26 protein-coding genes are annotated in these 24,982 nt (G+C 35.7%); 12 read left to right on the forward strand and 14 right to left on the reverse strand.

Annotated features, from left to right (window positions below):
- Positions 1-192: 192 nt before the first annotated feature.
- Positions 193-1,248, reverse strand: a complete 1,056-nt coding sequence (gene cax, locus I7822_RS14930; RefSeq protein WP_207979538.1) for a calcium/proton exchanger — start codon at positions 1,246-1,248, stop codon at positions 193-195.
- 319 nt (positions 1,249-1,567) lie between these two features.
- Positions 1,568-1,948, reverse strand: coding sequence for an OsmC family protein (locus I7822_RS14935; RefSeq protein ID WP_207979540.1), 381 nt, complete (start codon positions 1,946-1,948; stop codon positions 1,568-1,570).
- A gap of 148 nt (positions 1,949-2,096) precedes the next feature.
- Between I7822_RS14935 and I7822_RS14940 the strand changes: the two genes are divergently transcribed.
- Complete coding sequence (locus I7822_RS14940; protein WP_207979542.1) at positions 2,097-3,293, forward strand: MFS transporter; 1,197 nt, start codon at positions 2,097-2,099, stop codon at positions 3,291-3,293.
- A 148-nt stretch (positions 3,294-3,441) separates the two neighbouring features.
- Entirely contained in the window at positions 3,442-3,591 is a 150-nt protein-coding gene (locus I7822_RS14945) for a BH0509 family protein (RefSeq protein ID WP_504739647.1), read from the forward strand.
- 416 nt (positions 3,592-4,007) lie between these two features.
- Here the strand turns inward: I7822_RS14945 and I7822_RS14950 are convergent, their stop codons facing one another.
- The 3 genes from I7822_RS14950 to I7822_RS14960 are packed head-to-tail and all read right to left on the reverse strand — an operon-like array spanning position 4,008 to position 5,659.
- Positions 4,008-4,829, reverse strand: a complete 822-nt coding sequence (locus I7822_RS14950) for a YihY/virulence factor BrkB family protein (protein WP_207979544.1) — start codon at positions 4,827-4,829, stop codon at positions 4,008-4,010.
- A 9-nt stretch (positions 4,830-4,838) separates the two neighbouring features.
- On the reverse strand, positions 4,839-5,171 hold the full coding sequence (locus tag I7822_RS14955; protein ID WP_207979546.1) for a YtxH domain-containing protein: 333 nt from the start codon (positions 5,169-5,171) through the stop codon (positions 4,839-4,841).
- A gap of 17 nt (positions 5,172-5,188) precedes the next feature.
- A complete protein-coding gene (locus tag I7822_RS14960) occupies positions 5,189-5,659 on the reverse strand; it encodes a low molecular weight protein-tyrosine-phosphatase (RefSeq protein ID WP_207979548.1) in 471 nt (156 codons plus the stop codon).
- Between the two features lie 207 nt (positions 5,660-5,866).
- On the opposite strand from I7822_RS14960, the gene I7822_RS14965 reads away from it, so the two are divergent.
- The 3 genes from I7822_RS14965 (at position 5,867) to I7822_RS14975 (ending at position 8,057) form a co-directional block, all read left to right on the forward strand.
- Complete coding sequence (locus I7822_RS14965; RefSeq protein WP_207979550.1) at positions 5,867-7,228, forward strand: alanine/glycine:cation symporter family protein; 1,362 nt, start codon at positions 5,867-5,869, stop codon at positions 7,226-7,228.
- Between the two features lie 393 nt (positions 7,229-7,621).
- Positions 7,622-7,846 carry a DUF1128 domain-containing protein gene (locus I7822_RS14970; protein ID WP_066328204.1) on the forward strand — a complete coding sequence of 75 codons (225 nt, stop codon included), beginning with the start codon at positions 7,622-7,624 and terminating at the stop codon, positions 7,844-7,846.
- Between the two features lie 58 nt (positions 7,847-7,904).
- Positions 7,905-8,057, forward strand: a complete 153-nt coding sequence (locus I7822_RS14975; RefSeq protein ID WP_207979552.1) for a hypothetical protein — start codon at positions 7,905-7,907, stop codon at positions 8,055-8,057.
- A gap of 327 nt (positions 8,058-8,384) precedes the next feature.
- Here I7822_RS14975 and I7822_RS14980 read toward each other — a convergent pair whose 3' ends face one another.
- A complete protein-coding gene (locus I7822_RS14980; RefSeq protein ID WP_207979554.1) occupies positions 8,385-8,900 on the reverse strand; it encodes a type 1 glutamine amidotransferase domain-containing protein in 516 nt (171 codons plus the stop codon).
- Between the two features lie 417 nt (positions 8,901-9,317).
- Between I7822_RS14980 and I7822_RS14985 the strand changes: the two genes are divergently transcribed.
- Entirely contained in the window at positions 9,318-9,803 is a 486-nt protein-coding gene (locus I7822_RS14985) for a GNAT family N-acetyltransferase (protein WP_207979556.1), read from the forward strand.
- On the opposite strand, the gene I7822_RS14990 is transcribed toward I7822_RS14985, so the two are convergent.
- From I7822_RS14990 to I7822_RS15000, 3 genes are all read right to left on the reverse strand, one after another.
- Positions 9,798-10,733 (reverse strand): alpha/beta hydrolase, encoded by a 936-nt coding sequence (locus tag I7822_RS14990; RefSeq protein ID WP_207979558.1) that lies wholly within the window; start codon positions 10,731-10,733, stop codon positions 9,798-9,800. The genes I7822_RS14985 and I7822_RS14990 overlap by 6 nt on opposite strands.
- Positions 10,734-10,874: 141 nt before the next feature.
- Positions 10,875-11,561 (reverse strand): hypothetical protein, encoded by a 687-nt coding sequence (locus I7822_RS14995; protein ID WP_207979566.1) that lies wholly within the window; start codon positions 11,559-11,561, stop codon positions 10,875-10,877.
- A gap of 741 nt (positions 11,562-12,302) precedes the next feature.
- Positions 12,303-12,677 (reverse strand): DnaJ family domain-containing protein, encoded by a 375-nt coding sequence (locus tag I7822_RS15000; RefSeq protein ID WP_207979568.1) that lies wholly within the window; start codon positions 12,675-12,677, stop codon positions 12,303-12,305.
- A gap of 266 nt (positions 12,678-12,943) precedes the next feature.
- Here I7822_RS15000 and I7822_RS15005 point away from each other — a divergent pair, with 266 nt between their 5' ends.
- Positions 12,944-14,221, forward strand: a complete 1,278-nt coding sequence (locus tag I7822_RS15005; RefSeq protein ID WP_207979570.1) for an MDR family MFS transporter — start codon at positions 12,944-12,946, stop codon at positions 14,219-14,221.
- Between the two features lie 275 nt (positions 14,222-14,496).
- Positions 14,497-15,006: a site-2 protease family protein gene (locus I7822_RS15010; RefSeq protein WP_207979572.1), complete on the forward strand. Its 510-nt coding sequence runs from the start codon at positions 14,497-14,499 to the stop codon at positions 15,004-15,006.
- A 27-nt stretch (positions 15,007-15,033) separates the two neighbouring features.
- Here I7822_RS15010 and I7822_RS15015 read toward each other — a convergent pair whose 3' ends face one another.
- The gene (locus I7822_RS15015) at positions 15,034-16,926 is read right to left on the reverse strand and encodes an ABC-F family ATP-binding cassette domain-containing protein (RefSeq protein WP_207979575.1); all 1,893 of its coding nucleotides are present in this window, start codon (positions 16,924-16,926) and stop codon (positions 15,034-15,036) included.
- A gap of 122 nt (positions 16,927-17,048) precedes the next feature.
- On the opposite strand from I7822_RS15015, the gene I7822_RS15020 reads away from it, so the two are divergent.
- Positions 17,049-17,264, forward strand: a complete 216-nt coding sequence (locus I7822_RS15020; protein WP_207979576.1) for a YczO family protein — start codon at positions 17,049-17,051, stop codon at positions 17,262-17,264.
- A 141-nt stretch (positions 17,265-17,405) separates the two neighbouring features.
- Here I7822_RS15020 and I7822_RS15025 read toward each other — a convergent pair whose 3' ends face one another.
- The gene (locus I7822_RS15025) at positions 17,406-17,858 is read right to left on the reverse strand and encodes a hypothetical protein (protein ID WP_207979578.1); all 453 of its coding nucleotides are present in this window, start codon (positions 17,856-17,858) and stop codon (positions 17,406-17,408) included.
- 182 nt (positions 17,859-18,040) lie between these two features.
- On the opposite strand from I7822_RS15025, the gene I7822_RS15030 reads away from it, so the two are divergent.
- From I7822_RS15030 to I7822_RS15040, 3 genes are read left to right on the forward strand one after another with little or no spacing between them, the layout of a single operon-like run.
- Complete coding sequence (locus tag I7822_RS15030; protein ID WP_207979580.1) at positions 18,041-18,445, forward strand: GntR family transcriptional regulator; 405 nt, start codon at positions 18,041-18,043, stop codon at positions 18,443-18,445.
- The gene (locus I7822_RS15035) at positions 18,423-19,325 is read left to right on the forward strand and encodes an ABC transporter ATP-binding protein (protein WP_207979835.1); all 903 of its coding nucleotides are present in this window, start codon (positions 18,423-18,425) and stop codon (positions 19,323-19,325) included. Before I7822_RS15030 ends, I7822_RS15035 begins: the two co-directional genes overlap by 23 nt.
- The gene (locus I7822_RS15040; RefSeq protein WP_207979582.1) at positions 19,300-21,279 is read left to right on the forward strand and encodes a hypothetical protein; all 1,980 of its coding nucleotides are present in this window, start codon (positions 19,300-19,302) and stop codon (positions 21,277-21,279) included. Before I7822_RS15035 ends, I7822_RS15040 begins: the two co-directional genes overlap by 26 nt.
- A gap of 221 nt (positions 21,280-21,500) precedes the next feature.
- Here the strand turns inward: I7822_RS15040 and I7822_RS15045 are convergent, their stop codons facing one another.
- The 3 genes from I7822_RS15045 to I7822_RS15055 all read right to left on the reverse strand — a co-directional run bounded on the left by I7822_RS15045 (position 21,501) and on the right by I7822_RS15055 (position 24,928).
- Positions 21,501-21,656, reverse strand: coding sequence for a hypothetical protein (locus I7822_RS15045; RefSeq protein WP_207979585.1), 156 nt, complete (start codon positions 21,654-21,656; stop codon positions 21,501-21,503).
- Between the two features lie 116 nt (positions 21,657-21,772).
- Positions 21,773-23,227: an alanine/glycine:cation symporter family protein gene (locus I7822_RS15050; RefSeq protein ID WP_207979586.1), complete on the reverse strand. Its 1,455-nt coding sequence runs from the start codon at positions 23,225-23,227 to the stop codon at positions 21,773-21,775.
- Positions 23,228-23,548: 321 nt separating this feature from the next.
- On the reverse strand, positions 23,549-24,928 hold the full coding sequence (locus I7822_RS15055) for an ABC transporter substrate-binding protein (protein ID WP_207979588.1): 1,380 nt from the start codon (positions 24,926-24,928) through the stop codon (positions 23,549-23,551).
- Positions 24,929-24,982: the final 54 nt, after the last annotated feature.

Below are 24,982 nucleotides of genomic sequence, written 5' to 3' on the forward strand. Positions count from 1 at the left end.
TAGTTGAAAATGTTATTTTACTCATGTTGTCCCCTAATCCCCATTATCTTGAAATTAAAGTATATAAAAAAATACCTATAGATGAAACACTCTTTTATAAGTGTCCTATCTATAGGTACCATATTATTTTTAGATTCACTCTTCTTTCTTAATATGGCTCTTCACACAACTTATTTAATAGAAAAGACATCTCTATAGTAGATAAAATCCAATCCCCATAATGATATAAGCTGCTAATAGTGTTGCACCTTCAAACCAGTTAGTATCTCCATCATTTGTGATCGAAATGGTTAATAGTACAGCTGTAACCATCGAGATTAATTCTGGCAACGTGAAGACTAGCGGCATGTTTTGAGGAAAAAAAAGGGATATTAACACTAAGACTGGAGCAACAAACATTGCTACCTGCAATGTTGATCCAACAGCAATTTCTACTGCAATGTTCATCTTATTTTTATAGGCCATAATAATTGCAGAAGCATGTTCAGCCGCATTTCCAACAATCGCTACAATGATAACACCAATAAATAACTCTGACCATCCAAACTTCTCACCAACCGACTCAAACGTATGGACAAGATTTTCAGATACGTATGCTACTGCGACTGTGGAAAGTAATAAGATAACGAGAGCCTTCATTTTTGACCATTCTGGTTCCTCATGCTCTTCAACAAGATCTGTCTTATGCTGATACACTCCACGATGTGTAACAAGCTTGAAAAACAATGCTGCTAAATAAAGAATAATCAAAATGACAGAAATTCCTATACTCAGTGATAACGTTTTTGTTTCGTTCATATCCATCGCAAATACTTCAGGAATAACAAATGCAACAATTACAGCAAACATTAAAAGTCCTGAATTATGACGAGCATCATAAACATTAAATTCCTGGCGCTTAAATTTCAATCCACCAACAAAAAAACTTAATCCAGCTACTAGAAGAAGGTTCCCTAATACAGAACCAGTCAAGGAAGCTAACACAACGCCCACTAACCCAGCTTTTAAAGCAAAAATTGAAATAATTAACTCAACAGCATTTCCAAACGTTGCATTTAACAATCCGCCGATCCTCGGACCTGTTACGATTGCCAAGCTTTCTGTTGCTCTACCCATAAAGCCAGCGAGGGCAATAATTGTAAGGCAATAAACGCCAAACATAATTACAGAAGGCCAGTGAAATATGCTCCCTAAAACAGAAAGTGGAATACCAATTAAAACAATGAGCGTAAAAATTCGATTTACCAATAGATTCACCTATCCTCACATTTAAAATGATACTTTTCTACAATTGAGACAATACCTTTTCTACATAATTTAAAAACCTATAAATATTATTTATGTAACATTTACACTCTAAGTTGTATTATAATTGTTTTCGCCTTCGCAGGAAATAATATCCTTTTAAGTATTTATTAACCAATATTAGAGTTTATGTGTATCAGTTTGTCATGATATTTTATGGAATAGGTAAGAAATTTATCCAAGGAATTAATTGAGGGAGTAGAAATGAAAGGGACTGACCATCTAAAGAGGTATGGTTTTAGTCCCTATTAAAGGAGTAGCCTTAAATTAGCTCAAATGTTTCTTCAATCTTAATACTCTCCTTAACTGATTGAGCCATTGGGCAATTTTTACTTGCTAGTTCAATTGACTGTTGGATCTTATTAGGGTTCAAATCGTTTCCTTTAATACGGTAATGGATATGTATTTTTTCAATTCGATTTGCTTCTGCTTCAATACGTTCAACCTTTGTTGAGATCGTCATATCATCTATTTCAATTCTTTTTTTCGTTAATATTTTTCTCAAAACACCACCACTGCATACGGCGATTGAGGCTACCATAAGCTGATAAGGACGGTAACCATAAGCCTCATCTCCAGCTACATGCAATTCACCGTATTCTGTTGTTGTATGAAAGCCGACTTCCTTCATTTTAAATTCCACACTATTCACCCCTGCTTTTTTAACATTATTGTATATGAAAAATATTTTATAGGAAAGTTTGTTGATTCTTTTGTTTCTTGTATTCTTTCTTATTTCATTATACTATTCAGAGTGGTAACCTATATTTTTAGAAACAGAGGTAACTACAATGAATAAACAGCGCATGAGATTTTGGATACTGATATCAATCGTTGGTATATCAGGCTTTAGCCAAGGTATGCTTCTTCCTTTAATTGCAGTTATTTTTGAAAACACTGGCATTTCGTCTACCTTAAACGGCTTGAACGCAACTGCGTTATATATTGGTATATTATTAGTATCACCTTTTATGGAATATCCTCTTCGAAAATTTGGCTTTAAACCAATCATTCTCCTTGGCGGACTTTTAGTTGCTGTGTCACTTGGGTTATTTCCAATTTGGGATTCATTTTGGTTTTGGTTCATTCTCCGTCTATTGATTGGAATTGGAGATCATGCTTTACATTTCGGGACACAAACATGGATTACATCTTTTTCACCAGAAAATAAACGTGGAAGAAACATCTCTCTTTATGGATTATTCTTTGGAATTGGTTTTTCAGTCGGACCATTAATGACTCCTTTACTACACTTACATGAATCATTACCATTCATTGTATCTTCAGTACTTTGCTTTATTGGATGGCTTTTACTATTTACGTTAAAAAATGATTTTCCTGAACAAACAATTGAAATAAATTCAATAAATGAAACGATGAAACGATTTCGAAATGCACTTAAATATGGTTGGGTAGCATTTTTACCTCCTCTTGGTTACGGTTTTTTGGAATCATCATTAAATGGAAGCTTTCCTATATATGGATTAAGAATCGGACTAGAAGTTTCAAGTATTTCTATCTTATTATTTTCATTTGCCATAGGAGCAATTGTTTTTCAACTCCCACTTGGTTTGCTCAGCGATAAATATGGAAGAAGAACAATTTTAATGACGATACTTTTCTTAGGCTTCGTTAGCTTTACGTCCGCAAGTTTTCTTGAAAAGTCTGTTATAGCATTAACGATTTGTCTTTTTATTGCAGGAATGGTTGTAGGCTCAACCTTTTCACTAGGAATTAGCTATATGACCGACCTAATGCCAAAGAATCTATTACCTACAGGGAATTTATTATGTGGAGTCGCATTTAGTGTCGGTAGCTTAGCAGGTCCCTATGTTGGTGGAATTTTTATCGAGTATACAAAGAATATTAGTTATTTCCTGATTATTAGTAGTATGTTATTCATGATTTTTATCGCCATTACAGCCTTTAAACCTAACCAAGTCTCACAAAGTGAATTGAAGAGTGAAAAAGTTACACTCTCAAATTAAGATTGAAGCTGACAAACCGTCAGCTTCTTTTTATTCCAAAAATTTTTTCAATATTTTCAAATTAATGTTTGAACATTTCGATTTATCTGTTATATAATACAATTAATAATAATAAACTGTACCATAACAATAAAGGGAGATGGTTGAAATGATGAACAGACAAGAGCGAAAGAATATGATTGAATTTATTAAGAGAATGAAGGACATTGACAAAGAATCATTTCTTTATATGACAGATGCGGATATTGAACATATTTATAGCACTGTATATAACAGTTATATTGAGCTTGCTGAATAAGAAAAGTGTTAGCACCTTGAACAGCCTCGGGCAAATAAGCCATTAAGAATAGAAGGTGTTTTTTACCTTCATTCTTAAGTGGCTGTAGACCCAAGAGGGGCTAGGTGCTGAAGCTAGACACTATAACATGAATAAAAACTTATACTTTTTTATCCAGTACAAAAACGGCTGACTAGGAAGTGTACTCCTTTGTCAGCCGTTTGTCTATTTAATGATAGCCGTTTTGTCCGTTTGCGCTACCACTTGTCTTATGCTTTGGCTTTTGATTTGAATTTTGTTTCGTGTGGCTTCCGCCCTTTTTCGTTTTTTTTGTCATCTTAATCCCCCGCTTTTCATGGTAGTAAAGACTATTTGTCTTCAATAATTACTATTCCTCAGGAGTTGTGACTGTATGTGAATTAATTAATGGAAACCTTTTAAGCTGCATGCTTCCTTTTATATAACAGTGCATTTAGCTCTCCACCTAAGATAATGATCATTCCAGACAAATATAACCAGATCATTAACACAATAACACCACCTATGCTACCATATGTGGCACTATAGTTTGCAAAGTTTCCTACATAATAAGAAAAAGCCAAGGATACAACGATCCAACCAATTGTTGCTGCAAAGGATCCCGGTAATCCATCTTTAATATGTAGGTGCTTATTAGGTGCTACATAGTAAAGTGCAGTAAAGACTATAAACAAAATGATGCCACTAACGAGCCATCGTAAAGTATTCCATATTGTTAAAAACTCCTCAGAGAAACCAAAGTTCGAAAAGATAAATAACCCAATTTCCCTGCCAAACACAGGTAATAATAACGCAACGACAATGACAAACACCATTGCAACCGTCAATAAAATTGCCATTCCACGAGCAACAATAAATGACCTAGTTTCATCCACATCATAAGCTTTATTAAAAGCTCTTACAATGGCATTAATTCCATTGGAGGCTGACCAAAGCGTAGCAATAATACCAAACGACAATAGCCCACCATTTTTTTTATTTATAATTTGGTCTAAGGTATTATCAATTACTTGCACGGATTCACCAGGTGCAAACTGTCTAATGGTGACAAGTACATCCTCTTGTGAAATTGGTAAATACCCTATTAAAGTAATTAAAAAAATAAGAAATGGAAACAAGGACAAAAGGAAAAAATAAGAAAGCTGTGCAGATAACCCAGGCACCTCATCACTAGTAAATCGTTTGATTAATTCCTTTAGAAATGAGCCTTCTCTAAACATGTATTCACCTCACGATTGTTGTCGTTTTGGAATGAATCTGTCCCTAGTTTCTTGAAGCATATTTACTACTTGTGGTGTTGTTTCTTTTAGCTCGTTTACCTTTTCATTAATAAATGTTACATCCTCTGATACTTCCTTTACAGTATCTTTTACATCTACAATTCTTTGCTTAACATCATTTGTAAAAGTCGCTGGCTGTTCAATATAGCCCTTAATTTTAGAAGAAAACTTTTTTCCAGACTGAACAACATCTTGTCGAGTACGTTTGTCCAAAAGTGATACTGCTGCTCCTACAAAGGCTCCTACTAGCATCCCTGTTAACAACTTATTCTCATTTGCCATAAAAGTTGTCTCCCCCTTTATAGATGATGATTTGCTTTAATTTCATCTAACAGATTTTCACAGCTTTTACTAACCATTTCATATACTTCTTCAAAATTTCCAGTATAGTAAGGGTCGGGTACATCTGCAATAGGATAATCCTCAAGATAATCGAGAAGTCGCACAATTTCACCTGTTTGTTTATACCCTGCTAGTCGTCTAATATTCCCTACGTTCTCAATATCCATGCCAATAATGTAGTTGAAGCTAGTTAAGTCCTCTGCTATGACTTGTCTTGCCTTTTGTCCTTCATAAGATATTTGGTGCTTGTTTAAAATATGACAAGTTCCCTCATGTGGTGGCTTTCCAATATGCCAATCACCTGTTCCTGCAGAGTCGACAAGGATTTCCTTCTCTAATCCTTCCTTTTGGATTAAATGTCTCATAACTGCTTCAGCCATTGGTGATCGGCAGATGTTTCCTAAGCAAACAAATAAGATCTTTACCATTATTTTTCCTCCTATCTTTATCTACCCATATTTTTATAAGAAAAAACGACTACTCCTCTATAATCATAATATTTTTCTATTAAGATTTCCCTAAATCATTCTTTAAATTGTTGACATTTACATTACACTGTCAGAATATCCTTCATTAAGTGGCCTAAAAGGACAGTCTTGACAAGAGGTCACATTACAATCAATAAGGGGGATGTTATGGAACAATTTGAAGCGTTCATCGGTGATGTGAGTAGCTTTGTTTGGGGTCCACCGCTTCTAATTTTATTGGTTGGTACAGGTTTATATTTAACAATCCGTCTAGGTTTTCTGCAATTTAGAATGCTGCCTTATTCATTAAAGCTTGCATTTTCAAAAAAGCAGGACAAAAAGTCAGAAGGGGATATCTCTCACTTCCAAGCACTCATGACTGCCTTGGCCGCAACAGTTGGAACTGGTAACATTGTTGGGGTTGCAACAGCTGTATTAATGGGTGGACCAGGGGCTGTCTTCTGGATGTGGGTTACCGCACTAGTTGGAATGGCAACGAAATATTCCGAAGCCATCTTAGCTGTAAAATATCGGGTGAAAGATAAAAACGGAGAAATGTCCGGTGGTCCTATGTACTATCTAGAACATGGATTGAAACAAAAATGGCTAGGTGTGCTATTCGCCATTTTTGGTGCGGTTGCTGCGTTTGGGATTGGAAACATGGTTCAATCTAACTCTGTTTCTGGTGTAATGAAGGCAACTTTTTCTGTACCTACTTTTGTCACAGGTATCATTATTACGATCTTTACTGCGCTAGTTATTTTAGGTGGAATAAAATCAATCGGAAGAGTAACAGCCTATTTCGTTCCTATTATGGCTTTATTTTATTTAATTGCCGGATTAATTGTTTTAATTATGAATGCTAATCTTGTCCCGGATGCAATTGGTCTTATTTTTACAGATGCTTTTACAGGTGAAGCAGTCGCCGGAGGTGCACTAGGCTCCGTCATCCGCTGGGGTGTTGCACGTGGTGTATTCTCGAATGAAGCTGGTTTAGGTTCAGCACCAATTGCTGCAGCTGCTGCAAAAACAGATTACCCTGGCAGGCAAGCTCTCGTTTCAATGACTCAAGTATTTATCGATACAATTTTAATATGCTCAATAACAGGTATTACGATTGTTATGGGAGATCTTTATACAAGTGGAGCAGAGGGAAATGCCCTTACTTCAGTTACATTTGAACAATTCCTCGGCCCAGCAGGTTCGATCATTGTAGCAATCGGAATGCTATTTTTCGCTTATTCAACCATACTAGGCTGGTCCTATTACGGAGAAAAATGCTTCTCCTATCTCTTTAGCGAATCCGTTGTAAAATATTATCGTTATGCATTTGTTCTTGCAGTATTCTTAGGATCCATAACAACCATTGACATTGTTTGGGGTATTGCAGACGTTATGAACGGACTAATGGCCTTCCCTAACTTAATTGGACTCATTGGCTTATCAGGAGTTGTTGTAGCAGAAACGAAGAGATTTCTAGCAGTAGTCAAGGAAGAAAAGAAACAAGAAAAAGAAGGATCTGCTTCGTAACGCTTTGTTTAGAAAATTGACAAGTTTTTGAATGCTTGTTAGCAAATCATGTTACAATAACAGTAATTGAGAAAAGCTGAAGCGCCCGTTAAGCGACGTAGAAAAAAGAGCACTCCGTATGAGATAAAGGAAACACGAAGAGCGGTAGCGATTCGATGTTGACTTAGCGTATAAGGAGTGTGAAGTTCACTAGGCGCTGGGCGCTGGAGCTAGACACCAAAACTAAGTAAAAACCTATATTTTCTTAACTTTGAACAAAAGCGCATGCGCCTCGGTCAGTTTCGGGCGAAAAAGACGATTATGAGTTCGAGGCGCTTTTGTTTGTTGCTAGACATTCACTTTTTTCTGAAACAAAATTACATAATATTTATTGGTAGAAAGGAATGAAGTAAATTGAACCTAACAGAAAAATCTGTTGAAAACGTCGAGTATATGATCGAGCAAATTAAAGAAAAGCTAAGAGTTCTTAACTTTGGTGCGATCAAACCTTCACACTTTGACGAAAATATGTATGAAGAGCTTAAAGATATTTATGACCTTGTTATGAAAAAAAATTCATTCAGCCCGAATGAAATGCAAGCCATCGTTGAAGAACTAGGAAATCTTCGCAAAGGCTAGTATTATTATTCTGACCTCTCCCTTATCGTCATATGAATGGAATAAGGGGGAGGTTTTTATGTTAAATTGGTGGTTAGCAACAATCAGTTTAGGTGGATTCCTCGTAATATCAATTGGTCTTGTCCTTTACACATTAAAAAGTTCTGTCTGCTCAGATGATGCATACCGCGTGGACCCATTACCTAATGATGACACTGAAAGTAAGGAATGAAGAACAAAAGCGCAAGCGCCTTGATCAGCCTCGGGCAAATAAGATGATTTAGAATAGAAGGCGTTCTTTGCCTTCAATTCTAAATTAGCTAGACCCTAGAGGGGCTAGGCGCTGGAGCTGGATGTCGTGCGCTTATCCACAGTTCAAGAATTTTATAATTTCCTAAACGAGAACAAAAGCTCAGGGAGCCAGTACAAGAATTTTATAATTTTACTGAACGATAGAAAACCCCATTTTGAGCTTATTCCTCACTCAAAATGGGGTTTTCTTTCCTGAAAAAGTTTAATTCAATGACTTTCAAGCGTTAATTAAACGTTTGTTTAATTGTTAATTTAGCAATTTCAAAGCTTCTCTAATAAATGCGGGAAGATCATCAGGAGTTCGACTTGTTACAAGCTGGTTTCCACAAACGACTACCTCTTCGTCATGAAGATTTGCTCCGGCATTTTTTAAATCAATATGAATCGATTTGTAGCCTGTTACATCGCGCCCTGTTAATGTTTCAGATGAAATTAGAAGCTGTGGACCATGGCAGATTGCAAATACTGGCTTTTTGTCATCCATGAACACCTTTGCAAAAGCTACATAAAGCTCGTCTGCTCTTAATATATCCGGAGAAAATCCACCTGGAATAAATAAAGCATCAAATTGATCTGGGCTGACATCATTAATGCCAGCATCAATTCCAACTCTTGCTTTCCCCTGTTTTCCTTCTACCGTTTTACCTTTTGTCTCCTCAATCACAGTTAAGCTATGTCCTGCTTCTTTAAATGCTTTGGCTGGTTCAGTATACTCTACATCTTCAAACGAATCTGTTAATAATACTGCGATTTTTTTTGACATGCTGTACAAAACCTCCAATTTATTTTTATATTGATCTTTACCCGAGCTTGAATGAGATAAACGTTTAAATTCGTTTACATCTAAACTTGTATGGTTATGAGGTTATTTATGTATATATTCGATTGTTTTCCTTACATAATTGATCCAACCTATCTTTACACGTCTCTTTTTGTTATTGATTGAACCATCTTTACGTTGTATTGAACCAGTTTTCTTGAGGATTGATTCAATTCATCAAAATAATTGAACCACTTTTCATCTGGATTGAACCCGCCTGTATGGATCTAACTACTTCCCCTCTTAATTGTCCCCAAGCCTACACTACTCAGAATCCCAATTTATAATTAATTCACCTCTAAAAAGGAATTCTTAAAACCTATAAAGAATTAGTAAATAAAAAGGAAACGAGATGATGTTATGAATATTAATATAAGACAAGCTACCCAAAAAGATATTCCCTTCTTATGGGACATGTTGTACGAAGCGATTTATGTTGGTGAGGGTGAAGAAAGGCCTCCGAGGAGTATATTAGATAGGCCGGAGCTTGCACATGGTTTGGAAAACTGGGGAAGGAATGGAGATCACGCTCTCATTGCCACTGATTCTGAAGACAATAAAGTAGGGGCGATTTGGATCAGACTTTTTAGTGAGCAAAACAAAACGTATGGTTATATTAATGAAAATATACCTATTCTTAGTATGGCTATTTTATCCAAATATCGTGGAAAGGGTATTGGTACAAGGCTTATTCAAGAGGTTTGCACTCTTGCCAAAATAAACGGGTACAAAGCTATTTCCCTTAGCGTTGATCCAGGAAATCCCGCTTTACGCCTATACGAAAGATTCAATTTCAAAAAAATTGGTGTTGGTGGAACTTCATGGGATATGAAAGCCAACTTATAATAAGTTGGCTTTTTCCTTTAGACAAGCTTGTTCAATGTCCTTAATAAATTCAATAACCTTTTTCTCATATCCTTTAGGATCTGTATTATAAGCCTCAGCATGGCCAGCTCGAGGGACTAAATATAGCTTTTTATTGTCCTTTTTACGTTTAAACATATCTAAAGTCATTTGCAGCGGGATAAACGAATCTTCTTTACCGTGAATGAAAAGAATCGGAGTTTTTGTTTTTTCTAGATCCTTTATTGGTGAGATATCTGGAAAACTCCAGCCATGACGAAGCTTTACAAGTAAGCTTACCAAATCAATTAGTGGGTATAGTCTTAGCTTTGTATCCATTTTAAGTCTTAATCTTAATAGAGATTGAAAGTCGCTAAACGAACAATCAGCAATGCAAAATTTCACACGTCGATCTCGCTTACTAACCTCTAAAGCTGAAGCAGCCCCTAGCGACTCTCCCAATAATCCAATAAAAACCTCTGCCCCCATTTGATCGGTTAAATAATCAATCCATGCTTTTAGGTCATCCTTTTCATAATAACCATATGATGTATATTTCCCACCGCTTAATCCATGATATCTATGATCACATAACAAAACATGAAACCCTCTTTTTTGAAACATTTCTACATATTTAAAACTACCGAACAACGACCATGTAATACCATGTGCGATAATGATAACCTTTTCTCCCTTTTCTACAGGGAAAAACATTCCATGTAGCTTATATCCATGATATGACTGAATAAATAACTCTTCTTTTTTTATCGAATGAAAAATACTTTCATCAATTTCTCCCTTTTGAATCCCTAACTTATAGGTTTTTTCATATGACACCCGTTTTGGTGAAAGAAGAAGACGGCCTAATAAACACACAACCAACATACTGACTAAAGTAACAATCAGAATTGATTGAAAAAGCCAATGCAGCATCGACTTCTCCTCCCTTCTAGGCTTTTTTATATCCTATTAAAAAAGACTGAAGGGTGTGAAAAACTTTCTTACCTCTGTAAATATTTCATTCTTTTCAAACTAAAAACCACCGCGATCAACCTTTTGCGGTGGTTTCACATTTTATATCGTCCACTGATCATGTACAATCGCTACAAGCTTCCATTCACCTTCTGCATCCTTTTCAAACACAAGGTTTAACGCCTTCCAATCCATATTCCCATTCTCCTCTGTACCTTTCACATAGTATTCAACAGAATGTGAGTCTGGAAATACCTCAGTAATATTTCTAATCGTATTGCCTCTTGCTTCTTTGCGATCAAACACAATCTCGTCTGCTTGATCATATTTACTGTCATATATAAATTTAGAATAATACTCACTCGGTGTTAACTCAATTGGTTCACCACTACCATCTTGAGTTCCCCAAGTATAAGTCTCCACATCCTCATAAAGTTCTTTAACTTTTTCTTTATCGAATGTTACTGCCTCTTTATCGACAAATAGATAAGGTGAAAACAAAACACCTTTTTCAGGGTGCACATAGTTTGTTAATTCCTTTGCGTTTTTCTCCTTTAAAAGCTTCAAAACTTCATCAGCCTTATCCATGATGATTTCCTTTGCCTCTTCTTCTGTTTGTTCATCATTTTTAATTTCCTCTGAACCTTGTGTATCCTCTTTAACAGACTCTTCTTCAACTTGGCTAGAATCTTCACTCTTTGGTTCATTTTCATTTGAGGTTTGATTCCCACAGGCTGTTACAGTAATAAACACGATCAAAAGCAATAATGTAAAAATGAATTTTTTCATAGTGCTCCTCCTCATTGTTTATTTTTAACTCCTTCACCTCTTCTTTAGAGGCCTCTCAAATTCCTGTTTTAGAAACTGTAGAAAGTTATCTTTGTACAAGATTTATGTTAATAATCATTTCTTCATCACAACCATTTTATTCCGAGAAGCAAATGATAAACGAGTAATAGTGGCGCTAATACTGACTTTCGGGACAATATCTAAGTCGTTTTTCATAAGATTTTTTAAGTGAAATTGCTCAGTTTTTTTCTATGTTGATGGCTAAATATCTTGATAATGGCTTTCGCCAAAATAAAATGGAAGCCCAGCCATTGTAAACATATGGAGTTTTTTAGTTAGGCTGCACAGAAACTCTAAAATCATTTACAATTTTAGGATTTCCAAAGTAAAAAAGACAAGAAATATTCCACTTTGTAAATGGACAAGTCTTGTCTTTTGTTATTTAACCACGGATAACCCAATGCGTTTTACCTTTATTAAAAGGCTGTTTTCGTAAACTTTGTTGTTATTTACCAAGTAATGCGGTGAGGTTGATTTCCGCTGCAGATGCTCGCTTTCCGCGGGGCGGGCGGTGAGCCTCCTCGTCGTAAACGCCTGCATGAGTCTCACCTGCCCCGCTACTCCCGCAGGAGTCTCGCACTACCGCTTCAATCAACTTGAATTAGTTTATGTTTTAAAAGCAACAATCTCTTAGAAAAGAGCCTATAAAAAATAGGGAAATAAAGATTTACGGCACTTATTTTACTTTTTAAATCGATTATACAATTTGTCCTTATAAAAAGCTGATGCTGGTGAATCAAGTACCTTCCTTTTATTCAATAAAGCATCTAGCCTTACTTGTTTTTCATGCTTCTTCTTTTTTAGACGCTGGCTTTCATCACTGTTCTTACAAGTATTAAGTAAATCATCAATCGTCATTAATTCTTCTTTTAAACGATCGACATCATTTAACATATTCGAGTTTTTTAAAACTTTGTAGGCAACACGAAGATCTTCCGGAATATGTGACAAGTCTTCTAACTGCAATGGTTTTCCTTGACCAGGCAGGTTATCAAACTCACCATCTTCAATAGCCTTTCGAATTTTATCTTCGGCAATAATTGAAAAAAAGTCCATACTTTCCCCCCTATCGATATATTAAAGTAACCTTCAAATAAATGAGTAATAAGGTTTACTGGAGCATACAAATTTATTAGCTACCACCTGTTTTTATCCGAATTTAAAATGACGACTTTTTCTCTACTTTTTAGTATAACTTTTTCATTCCTTCTTTACTAAATTTCAATGTAACACTCTTAAAAAGCTTATGAAGACTCTATTGTATTTCGGGACTCGAAAGAGTATTATGAGTACGGTAGATTACAAGAATTGAGGTAACAGCAATGAGAATACGAGATTGGGATTATAACCTTAAAATTCGATTATTTGGTGAGTCCTTGATGAACATCACATTTTGGATGTTTTTCCCTTTTCTAACCATCTATTTTGCTGATGCATTTGGAAAAGAACAGGCTGGACTATTTCTTATCATTTCTCAAGTTTTTTCTGTCCTTGCTAATTTAATGGGGGGTTATTGTGCTGACCGCTTTGGTCGAAAGACAATGATGGTTCTTTCAGCCTTTGGACAAGGATTATCGTTTATTATATTTGCCTTTTCGAATTCACCGTGGCTCGATCTACCCATCCTTGGATTTATCTGTTTTTCATTCGCTGGTGTGTTTGGTGCTTTTTATTGGCCTGCTTCACAAGCAATGGTTGCAGATGTTGTTGATGAAAAAGACCGTAGTGGTGTGTTTGCGATATTTTATACATCAATTAATATTGCTGTCGTAATTGGTCCAATTTTAGGAGCGATCTTCTATGTTCATAATCCATTTGAGGTTCTGCTAATTGCAGGTATAGTTTGTATGCTCCTTTCGATTTTATTGGCAAAACAAATTCGTGAAACTGCACCTGTTTTTCAAGCTGAGAGCAACGAAGTATCTGGAAAATGGTATCATGCGATTGTCCAGCAAATTCAAGACTATCGCATTATCATGAAGGACACCACTTTTTTACTCTTTATTATCGCTGGTGTCCTTGTAGCCCTTACCTTTATGCAGCTTGACATGATCATTCCCGTATATATTACGGATATGGTCCACCATCAAGAAATGATTAAACTTGGAGACTGGTCGTTATCACTAAACGGTGAGCAAGCATTTGGAGTCATTCTTTCAGAAAATGGTCTGCTTGTAGCACTTTTCACCATTAGTGTGACAAAATGGATGGGCAAGTATCAAGAAAGAAATGTTTTTATTCTTTCTTCAATAATTTACGGATTATCCATTATTACATTTAGTCTTTCAGGATCCATATGGGTATTTATTGTAGCCATGGGATTATTCACTTTTGCAGAACTAATGACAGCTGGAATTCAACAAACGTTTGTTTCAAAAATTGCTCCTGAGCATATGCGCGGTCAATATTTTGCAGCTGCAAGTCTCAGGTATACAATTGGACGAACAATCGCACCGATCGCAATACCAATGTCACTTTGGTTTGGCTATCCGATTACTTTTGCAATACTAGGAGCTTTAGCTATTTTTAGTGGGGCACTATATTATCTAATGTTCCAAAAGGTTGGACAAAAGACTATGGAACATGCTGAATCTAATTAGAAAAAAGCTGTATGCCATCTATGCGCAATACAGCTTTTCCTATTTTAGCAAAATGTATTTTTAATATTTTCTAAAATTATAAAAATATAGCTCATAACTCCTCTAAAAAATGCAAATCTCTAATCCCCACTATAGACACTATGCCTTCCATACACTAAGACTATTTTCATATTTTTCAAGGATTCTGTTATAAGTCTGACAAGCAGGGTACAGTACTGAAGATGAATATAAGGTTCTTTTTGTTCACCTTGCTGAAATGAAACGGGGGCTTTTAGATGTTTGGCTTAGACGACTTCCTTGTGTTTTTTCGAGCCTTTTTCATTGTCTTTCCGATTGTTACACTCATTCATGTGTTTGGACATTATCTGTTTGCTAGAATCAATGGTTGTCATGATGTTTACATTATTATTGGGTGCGGAAAAAAGCTCTTTACCTTCCGAAAAGTTGAAGTTCGTAAGTTTTACTTTTGGTATGGTGGCTGTGAGTTATCACATATTAAGGTAAACAATAAATTTCGTCATCTTTTGATTTATTTTGGTGGAGCTTTTTTTAACATGTTAGGTATATTCATTGTCCACATGTTTATTAAGCTAGATCTAATAGAGGCTTCAAATATAACCTATCAGTTTATCTACTTTTCCATCTATACTGTTTTCTTTGCCTTAATACCAATGGATTATCCGGATGGGAGTCCAAGTGATGGAAAAGCGATTATTCGTATTTATAAAAATAAAAAGGTCAATCAATCAACTGACTGTCAAAGTAAAGAAAAAAGCAGGACTTAAACCATTTGGCTTAAGTCCTGCCTATCCTTAATTTCCCTGCTCAATCTCTTCAACAAGAAGAGATAATTCTTCCCAACGTTCGATAGTTTCCTCCAACTTTTCCTCAATCTGCTCTTGTTCCTTATAAAACTCCTGCACCTTCCCTAGGTCACTTCCAGCAGCTGCAATTTCTTGCTCTAACTGTTCCTTTCTTTCCTCAAGGCTGGCGATTTTATCTTCAATTTGTTCCCATTCCTGCTGTTCTTTATATGAAAGACGTTTTTTCTTCTCTTTTTTATAGCTTGCTTTATCAGAGGCTGTCTCTTTGTCTTGCTTCACTTCCTGGGACTTAGTTTCTTCCATATAGTCTGTGTAACTACCTTGGAAACGACTTATTTGCCCGTTTCTTTCAAAAACGATTAAATGGTCAACTACCCGATCTAGAAAATAGCGATCATGCGAAACAGTCAAAACAACTCCCGGAAATTGATCTAAGTAATCCTCTAAAACACTCAACGTTTGTGTATCAAGATCATTTGTTGGCTCATCAAGAAAAAGAACATTTGGTTCTTCCATTAATACCTTTAATAAGTAAAGGCGTCGTCTTTCTCCACCAGATAATTTACGAATATACGTCCATTGAGCTGATCGTGAAAATAAAAAACGCTCAAGCATTTGCTCTGCAGTAATAACCTCGCCATCAATTGTATGGACGATCTCTGCCGTTTCCTTAATGTATTCAACCACACGAAGATTTTCATCCATTTCTTCATGCTCTTGTGTATAAAATCCGATTCTTACAGTCGTACCCACATCAATAGAGCCTTGATCAGCCTGAATGCGACCAGCCATAATATTAAGTAGCGTTGATTTCCCACTACCATTTGGACCAATAATACCTAATCTTTCACCTGGTGTAACTAAGTAACTAAAATCATTAATCATTTTCTTTCCGTCATATGCTTTGGAAATATGCTCAAGCTCAAGAACCTTTTTCCCTAAGCGTGTAGAGCCAATTGCAAAATCAAGATCCTTACTTAATGCTGGCCCTTTTTGCTCCTGAAGCTCTTCCACTCGACCAATTCGCGCTTTCTGCTTTGTTGTTCTTGCCTTTGCACCACGGCGGAGCCAAGCAAGTTCACGTCGTAATAGATTTTGTCTTTTCTCTTCTGAATGCTCAGCATTGATTTCTCTCTCTGCCTTCTTTTCAAGAAAAACTTCATAATTTCCTGAATACGTATATAGATGCCCTTGATCCAATTCAAAAATTTGATTCGTGACACGATTTAAAAAGTAGCGATCATGTGTGATTAAGACAATTGAGCCTTTATATTGCGCTAAAAACCCTTCTAACCATTCAATTGTTTCATTATCAAGATGGTTGGTAGGCTCATCTAGTATTAATATATCTGCAGGTTGAATGAGTGCCTTCGCAATCGCAACTCGCTTCTTTTGACCACCAGACAAATGAGTAACTGGGCTAGAAAAATCCGTTATCCCAAGCTTTGTTAACACAGTTTTCGCAATTGTATTCGCTTCCCATGCATCCTGCTGATCCATTTTTTGCTGCATATTCATTAACTGCTTTAGCTTTGTTTCATTTTCAGGATCTTTCTCAAGCTCACTTAACGCAAGTTCATACTCTCTCATCACTTGCATAATCGGCGCATCACCATAGTAGATTTGCTCAAGTACAGATAAGCCTTTAGTTAGCTCAGGGTCTTGAGGTAAATATTCAATCCGCATTGAATTTGAGTGAGTGATTTCACCTGAATCCGCAGTTTCCAGACCTGCTATTACCTTTAATAATGTAGATTTCCCCGTACCATTCACACCAATTAAACCAATTCTCTGCTTTTCGGCGATAGCAAAGGAAATATGATCAAATAATATCTTCTCACCATATGTTTTATATAAATTTTCAACATGTAAAATACTCATTGTTTATCCTATCCTTTTACACAGTATTGTTCTATTGTATAGCATAACAGGTACTCAATGCTAAAAAAATAGTCTATCTTATGTTTTTCTACTCTATATTTGTGGTAAATGAAAACATAGATATGAAGGTGGTGATACGAATGACGGCATCTAATAGAAGAAATGAAACTGATCATCCTGAGCAATATAAAACAAAGGAGGAGACCTTATTTGACCGTTTTGAAAGTGAACAAAATGTAGACCCCATCCCAATGGAAGATCTTAAAAAGGAATTACGTGAAGAAAAACAAAAACACAAAACAAAAAAGGACTCTTCTAGTGAAGAAAAATTCGAATAATGAATACTTTTACGTTAGTCATGAACACATCCTTGAAGGGTTTTGCCATCTATCCTTATTAACATGGCAAAACCTATTCCTTAATTCTTCCAATATTCCTGCCTAGCTACCAAAATTATTCTTACAAAAAAATCATTTTTATCATGCAATCTCGATTTTAATTTTCTCACGATACGGTTGCAGAGAATGAAAAATAACTTCCTCAAATATACTATAGTTAATACCTTCTAAAAGAATTTCAGCATACCGCCATGCATTTTCTTCAATTATTAAGGCTATTTTATCTCTTTCAAATTGAGACTTGCATTCATCTAGCTGATCACATAAATTACCTAATTGCTGATCTTCTGCATGGCCAATTTCATGAGCAAGTACAATAGATAGATAGTCAATGAAATATTTATTAGTAGAAAACAACTTTTCACACTGCTTTTTAATTTCATCAAGGTATAAGGTAATGGTATGAGTTCCCAAGTGATATTTCCCCCCTACAAGGCGTCCATCTGGGAATGTTGATTCCACTTTAACATTAACTAAAGAACCAGACCGCAGCAGTAATTCATTCACAACAGTTTCAACGACTCTAGGCTGCAATATAATGATTCACACCTTTCTTTATTTTAAGTAATATTTAAACCCTTCTATGCTTATCTTCTCATATTTATGACACCCAAATAATCATTTTTTTATTTATTAGCATTGTTTTTTTCTTTATTATCTTATAAAATTTAACTGTACTAACAACATTAATACAGTTAATACGAAGGGGGTAACTTATGTTTCAATTAGATGTTAGAAGCAGGAAGCCCATTTATGAGCAATTAGTCGATAAGATTAAAGAGCTTATTATTAATCGGATTCTTAAGCCTGATGAACAATTGCCTTCAGTCAGAATGCTTTCTAGTCAATTAACAGTAAATCCAAATACGATTCAACGAGCTTACCGCGAACTCGAAAATCAAGGTTACATTTATTCTATTAAAGGCAAAGGTAATTTTGTCGCAGCAATCGAGCTAAAACCCAATGAACAGAAATTAGCCGAGCTAAAAACAGATATAAAAAGGCTTATTGCAGAAGCCATTTATTTAGGTTTAACAAAAGATGATATTTATGTACTGTTTCATGAAGCACATCAACAAACAAAGGGGATAAACAGTGATGATACAAGTTCATTCCGTTAGTAAAAAATATAATAAACACTTTGCTGTAAATGATCTTTCACTGAAAGTTAATAAAGGATCAATTTATGGTCTACTAGGCTCTAATGGAGCCGGTAAAACGTCTCTTTTAAAAATGATTGCGGGGATTAACCGTCAGGATAAAGGGACGATTAAAATTGATAACATAACTGCATATGAAAATGTAGCAATCAAAGAACGGGTTGTTTTCATTCCAGATTTACTTTATTTTTTCCCACAAGCTACTGTTGCACAAATGGCTTCCCAATATAAAGAATATTATCCTAGCTGGAGCCAAGAGCGATTTGAACAACTTACTCCTGCATTTAACATTGAATTAAATCGAAAAGTTCACCGCTTATCTAAGGGGATGAAGCGCCAGGTAGCATTTTGGCTCGCATTATCCGCAATGCCTGATGTTTTAATTTTAGACGAACCGATCGATGGACTTGACCCTGTTATGAGACAAAAAATCAAAAACCTACTTTTTCAGGATGTCGCCGAGCGAGAAATGACTGTGCTCATTTCATCTCATAATCTTCGTGAAATTGAGGATCTATGCGATCATGTTGGTATCATGCACCAAGGAAAAATCATTATTGAGAAGGAAATTGATGATTTAAAATCTGATACTCATAAAGTCCAGCTTGCATTGGCAGATCCTACTCATGAAGAGCATCTATTAAATAAATTAAACATCTTACACCACGAAAAAAGAGGCAGTGTTTCGCTTCTTATTGTTAGAGGCAATGAAGAACAAATAAAAAAAGCCATACATTCTACAAATGTTATTCTATTTGATCTATTACCATTAACACTTGAAGAGATATTCATTTACGAAATGGAGGATGTCGGATATGAAATCGAAAAAATCCTTCTTTAAGAACGGAATCATTAAACAAGACTTAAGACAGCACGGTTGGATTAGTATTGTTTATTTTATATGTCTAATGTTTACCGTACCATTAGAGCTAATGCAGCTAGCAACTAGAGACTATGTTGTGTTCGAAGATTACAAGAATTATTTATATGTAAATACAGAACTCCAAGTACTTTTTCTATTCACGATCCCAGTTGCAGCAGGGTTGCTACTATTCCGATATCTTCAAAATGAAGCATCAGTTGATATGATTCACAGCTTACCTATTCGTAGAGTGACATTGTATGTTAGTCATATCATGAGTGGATTATTGTTGTTATTGGTCCCAATTATTCTCATGTCATGTGTGACATTTTTTGTTACACAATCAATTGAAGAATTTCACTCAATCCTGACGCCTTCAGAGCTTTTATCATGGACAGGTCTTATCACTTTACTAACATGCATGATGTTTTTCGTTACTGTTGCAGTCGGAATGATGACAGGTATGTCGAGTGCACAAGCAATCTTAACGTACATTTTTTTCTTTTTACCTATTGGAATGGTAACAATGGTAAGCTATAATTTATCCTTTTTACTATTTGGATTTTCTCCTATATTCATTGATGAGAAACTTACGTATTTATCACCATTCCTACGATTCATTGAAATCTGGAATACAAAAGATCCATTTTCGATGCTTGAAATATTCATTTACACAATCATCGTCATTTGTTCCTTCTTTATTGGTTTAGGACTTTATAAAGCAAGACAGCTGGAAAGTGCAACCGATGTAATTGCTTTTCCATTTTTAAAGCCTGTTTTTAAATATGGTGTGACATTTTGTAGCATGACTATGGGAGGTTCTTATTTTTCTGTTACAGGTACACTTAATTGGAGCTGGATCATTTTCGGTTATATCAGTGGCGCACTAATCGGCTATGTTGTAGCTGAGATGATTTTGCAAAAAACCTGGAGGATCTTCCATTTCCGTGTATTTACTGGGTTTATAGGTTACAGCATCATTTTTATCATCATCCTTTTCAGCATTAAAACTGATTTAATTAATTTTGAAAAGAAACTTCCTCGTATGGACCATATTAGTGAGGTTTACTTTGGTGATAAATATGAAATGCAGGAATTGTTGAGGAAGGATATAGAGGTTTACTCAGATTCAAAGCTCTATATTCAAGATGTAAGAAATCTCCACGAATATATAACTAGTCAGCAGGATCTTATAGAATCTCAAACTGACGAGAAATATAGACAAGATATGGTGATCTCTTATCGTTTAAATGACGGTAAATTACTTACACGTGAATATAGATCGCCAGTTCAATTGATGAAAGAAAAATTAACGCCTGTCATGGAGGCTGAGTCATACAAAAAAATCCTCCCTGAGTACACTCTATTACAAGAAAATGCCCTTTCAATTAAAATTGTCCCTAATGGTCCTGTTGGAACACAGGTTATGTTGACAGATCAAAAGGAAATTGAGGAGTTTAGCAGAGTAATTAGGAAGGATTTGCTCTCACAGACATTGGACGATTTAGTTCAACCCACTAGTCCATGGGGCTATATTGAAATTTCTACAAAAGCAACAGGTGAAGAACAATCATATGAAGGCTATCCAATTGAATGGAAAAAATCATATGATGAGACTACTAAATGGCTTGATGAACATGGATATTTAGACGATGCCAGAATAAATAGTGAAGATCTCTTAAAAGCCGAAATTACTAAAGTAAATCATCCAAAGAACTTGGAATACTATAACCCTGATGAACTATTCAATTCGGGAGAACAATTCTCCACAATAACAGATAAAGAATTCTTATCAAACGCACTTGAACAGTTTACTGAGTATTCGGAGGAACATATGTATTATGTTAAATTTACTTTAAAAGACGGAAATGAATGGTATGGTACTATTCCAGATGAAGCTATTCCGACTGATATAGAGAATAAACTTAAGTAAGAAACAAAAGAGCAAGCGCCTTGAACAGTCTCGGGCAAATAAGACGCTCATGAATAGAAGGTGTTTTTTACCCTCAATTCATGAGTGGCTTATGACCTCGAGGGGGCTAGGCGCTGGAGCTGGATGCCAAAGCGCTTATACACTGTACAAGATAATCATTATTACTCAATGAGTACAAGAGGCTGAATCTCAAAGAGATCCAGCCTCTTGTTGTCTTATAGCTACTTCTTATTCACTTGTTTTCCACTTTTCTTTTGACTTTGATGCTTGCTGTTTCCTACTTGCATATCACTGCCAAATTCAATATCATTTTTCTTCTGCTGTTTTGCCAATTGTTGACTAGTTTGTTCAGCGTTTTGTTTACCTTGTTTAGACATTCATAAACCTCCTCATGTTACGATCTTTCTTAATATGTACTGTAAACAGGAATTTCTTTCAGTTTTAAAGCAATAAAAAATGGGTTGACCGAAAATTACGGTCAACCCATTTTTATTTAAGATGCTTGATCTTGATCTTTCTTATATTCTGTTTCCCAATAATCCGCATTTTTTATTCCTAAAGCTTTTGGATCGAAAACTGGATCAAGTCCTTGTTTCTTCTGTTTTTCGTAATCTTTTAATGCAATTAACGCTGGCTTTGCGAGGATAAGAATCGCAATGACATTTAGCCATACCATAATTCCGAGTCCTACATCCCCTAATGCCCAAGCTAGTGATGCTGTTTTTACAGATCCATAGAATGTTGCTGCCAATATCACAAGCTTCAATAAAAGCAAGGACAGCTTTTTATTGCTACCACGAATTAAATAAGTTATATTGGTTTCTGCAATATAGTAATAAGCCATAATGGTTGTAAAGGCAAAGAAGAATAATGCTATAGCTACAAACCCTGCACCAAATCCTGGAAGAACACTATCAATTGCTGCTTGAGTGTACCCTGGACCAGCCTCTACACCTTCCAAATTATTCACAATAAATGATCCATCTGGTGCTTCAGTATTGTACATTCCCGTAAATAAAATCATAAAAGCTGTAGCAGAACATACGAATAAAGTGTCTATATAAACAGAAAATGCCTGTACTAATCCTTGTTTTGCCGGATGTGAAACTTCTGCAGCAGCTGCTGGATGTGGACCAGTACCTTGTCCAGCTTCATTTGAGTAAACTCCACGTTTTACTCCCCAAGCAATGGCCATTCCGATTAATCCACCGAAGGCAGAATCTAATGCAAAAGCACTTCGGAAAATAAGTGAAATCACTCCTGGTAACTCCTGAATATTCATTAACACTATAACAACAGATAAGATAATATATCCTAAAGCCATAAAGGGAACAATAATTTGAGCAGCATTTGCAATTCGTTTAACTCCACCGAAAATAATAAACGCTAATAAAAGAACAATTACAGCACCAGTGATGTATTTTGGAATTCCAAATGCATTTTCTACTCCAAGTGCAATAGAATTAGATTGTACACCCGGCATTAAAATTGCCATTGCGATAAGAGCTGCGAATGCGAAAAGGACTGCAAACCATTTCCAACCAATCCCCTTTTCTATGTAATAAGCAGGCCCTCCACGATATTGTCCATCCTGTTTTACTTTATAAATTTGTGCTAAAGTTGATTCGATATATGCACTTGATGCACCGATAAAGGCAATTGCCCACATCCAAAAAACGGCACCAGGACCACCAAAAGCAATTGCGGTTGCAACACCTGCAATATTTCCTGTCCCGACTCGTCCTGAAAGGGCAATTGAAAGTGCCTGAAATGATGATACACCTGCCTCGGAGCTCTTCCCCTGAAACATAAGTACAACCATTTCCTTAATAAGCCTCACTTGAAGAAAACGAGTTAAAATTGAAAACAATAAACCTACACCAAGTAAGATATAGATCACTGGTGTACTCCATAAAATTCCGTTTAAACCTGTAACAAATTGCTCCAAAAACCTTACCCCCTTTGTTGAATGCAGAATTTTCTATCTTTTAAAATTATAATCAATATGTCCATATAATACAATAGCAATGTTAGGAAATCTCACATTTTATTTTATTATAATAAAAATAAGAGGCTGAACTTTTTAAGTCCAGCCATTAAGTTCTTATTATAAGAGGTTATTATGGTTGTCCATCATCATAACTATTATATATTAATATAATTTTTTCAAAACCTTTCCTTCTATATCAGGATAATCAACCCTATCATTTTTAACTAGAAAAATGACCCTTGAAGAAATATACCTTCACGGGTCACTTTTATTTGTTATTTAATTTCCTTGCTTTTTATTCGCGACCTCTAATGCACGATTTGTTTCTTCAGCCGCCTGATCTAACGCTTCCTTTGGATCCATTCCTTGATATAAGCTTTCCATCGCCGATACAACCTTTTGGCGTGATTCAGGGAATACAGAAATCAATGCACCTTGTGTAGCTGTACCTTTCTTAGTTTCACGGAGTTGATCAACTGTAACCTTCAACTGTGGATACTTTTCCCACTCTTTTTTTACGATATCTTGATCATATGCAGCAGGGTTGATTGCAAAATAACCTGATTTCACATGCCATTCTGCTTGCACCTCTGGAGTTGTTAAATACTTCATAAACTCCCACGCTGCCTTTTGTTTGTCTTCATTAATACCACTAGACATCCAAACTGAGGCTCCACCGATAATAACTCCTTCACGATCAGCATCATCAGGGATTGGTAGGTATGATGCACCTACTTCAAAATCAGAATTATCAACCATCGCTTTAATACCTGCTGAAGAATCTAAATACATGGCAATTTTACCTGATTGGAACGCAGCACGCATATCATCCCAGTTTTGTCCTACATTAAAGAATGTTCCCTCTTTGTGCATTTCACTTATTAAATTAAAAACATTTAAACCTAATTCATCATTAAACGTTGCTTTTGTTGCATTCCCACTACGGCCATTTTCATTATCTACATAATGACCACCTTGCTCTGCTAGCATCTCTTCGAAGAACCAACCGTAGTTTAAGATAGAGAATCCGTATTGACTTGTTTCTCCATCTTCAGTTTTTGTTAGCTTTTTCGCAGCGTCCTTCAATTCACTATAAGTCATTGGTGCCTTTTCAGGGTCTAAACCTGCTTCCTTAAATGCATCTTTGTTATATACAAGGATTGGAGTTGATGAATTGAACGGCATTGAATACTGCTCACCATCTACTGAGTAATAATTTGAAATATTTTCTTCCCATTGTGAAGTATCATAATTGTCTTCATCAATAAACTTTTGAACTGGCTGTATGTGACCACTATCAATCATGTATTTTGTACCAACCTCAAAGGTCTGCATAATGGTTGGAGCATCTTCTGTACCAGCAACTGTGTTAAATTTCGTTAAAGCCTCTTCATATGTACCTTGAAAAATTGGTTTCACTTCAATATTCTCTTGCGATTCATTGAAGTCAGCAACAATATCATTTAAAACTGTCTCAAGCTCCCCACTCATCGCATGCCAAAATACAACCTCTTGTTTTTCTGCCGTTTCCTCTGTGTTTGTACCTTCTGTTCCTTCACCCTCTGCTTCAGATCCATTTGTACCAGTATTTGTACTAGAGCAAGCACTTAATAACAATAAAAATAAAGCGGATAAAACGATAAGAAATTTTTGTTTCATGGATAACGCCTCCTTTTTTTATTTAAAGACTATATTCGCAAGCCTCTTTCAAAA

It is taken from the genome of Metabacillus bambusae, from assembly GCF_017497975.1.
GTDB classification, from domain to species: domain Bacteria; phylum Bacillota; class Bacilli; order Bacillales; family Bacillaceae; genus Metabacillus; species Metabacillus bambusae.

Excerpts from the sequence above, each read along its gene's own strand:
- I7822_RS15020 (WP_207979576.1), top strand. The coding sequence starts at position 17,049 with ATGAAGGTGGTGATACGAATGACGGCATCTAATAGAAGAAATGAAACT.
- I7822_RS14945 (WP_504739647.1), top strand. The coding sequence starts at position 3,442 with ATGATGAACAGACAAGAGCGAAAGAATATGATTGAATTTATTAAGAGA.
- I7822_RS15035 (WP_207979835.1), top strand. The coding sequence starts at position 18,423 with ATGATACAAGTTCATTCCGTTAGTAAAAAATATAATAAACACTTTGCT.
- I7822_RS14990 (WP_207979558.1), bottom strand. The coding sequence starts at position 10,733 with ATGCTGCATTGGCTTTTTCAATCAATTCTGATTGTTACTTTAGTCAGT.
- I7822_RS15010 (WP_207979572.1), top strand. The coding sequence starts at position 14,497 with ATGTTTGGCTTAGACGACTTCCTTGTGTTTTTTCGAGCCTTTTTCATT.
- I7822_RS14995 (WP_207979566.1), bottom strand. The coding sequence starts at position 11,561 with ATGAAAAAATTCATTTTTACATTATTGCTTTTGATCGTGTTTATTACT.
- I7822_RS14965 (WP_207979550.1), top strand. The coding sequence starts at position 5,867 with ATGGAACAATTTGAAGCGTTCATCGGTGATGTGAGTAGCTTTGTTTGG.
- I7822_RS14985 (WP_207979556.1), top strand. The coding sequence starts at position 9,318 with ATGAATATTAATATAAGACAAGCTACCCAAAAAGATATTCCCTTCTTA.
- I7822_RS14960 (WP_207979548.1), bottom strand. The coding sequence starts at position 5,659 with ATGGTAAAGATCTTATTTGTTTGCTTAGGAAACATCTGCCGATCACCA.
- I7822_RS15005 (WP_207979570.1), top strand. The coding sequence starts at position 12,944 with ATGAGAATACGAGATTGGGATTATAACCTTAAAATTCGATTATTTGGT.
- I7822_RS15055 (WP_207979588.1), bottom strand. The coding sequence starts at position 24,928 with ATGAAACAAAAATTTCTTATCGTTTTATCCGCTTTATTTTTATTGTTA.
- I7822_RS14950 (WP_207979544.1), bottom strand. The coding sequence starts at position 4,829 with ATGTTTAGAGAAGGCTCATTTCTAAAGGAATTAATCAAACGATTTACT.
- I7822_RS14940 (WP_207979542.1), top strand. The coding sequence starts at position 2,097 with ATGAATAAACAGCGCATGAGATTTTGGATACTGATATCAATCGTTGGT.
- I7822_RS14975 (WP_207979552.1), top strand. The coding sequence starts at position 7,905 with ATGTTAAATTGGTGGTTAGCAACAATCAGTTTAGGTGGATTCCTCGTA.
- I7822_RS14955 (WP_207979546.1), bottom strand. The coding sequence starts at position 5,171 with ATGGCAAATGAGAATAAGTTGTTAACAGGGATGCTAGTAGGAGCCTTT.
- I7822_RS15030 (WP_207979580.1), top strand. The coding sequence starts at position 18,041 with ATGTTTCAATTAGATGTTAGAAGCAGGAAGCCCATTTATGAGCAATTA.
- I7822_RS15040 (WP_207979582.1), top strand. The coding sequence starts at position 19,300 with ATGAAATCGAAAAAATCCTTCTTTAAGAACGGAATCATTAAACAAGAC.
- I7822_RS15015 (WP_207979575.1), bottom strand. The coding sequence starts at position 16,926 with ATGAGTATTTTACATGTTGAAAATTTATATAAAACATATGGTGAGAAG.
- I7822_RS15045 (WP_207979585.1), bottom strand. The coding sequence starts at position 21,656 with ATGTCTAAACAAGGTAAACAAAACGCTGAACAAACTAGTCAACAATTG.
- I7822_RS15000 (WP_207979568.1), bottom strand. The coding sequence starts at position 12,677 with ATGGACTTTTTTTCAATTATTGCCGAAGATAAAATTCGAAAGGCTATT.
- I7822_RS14980 (WP_207979554.1), bottom strand. The coding sequence starts at position 8,900 with ATGTCAAAAAAAATCGCAGTATTATTAACAGATTCGTTTGAAGATGTA.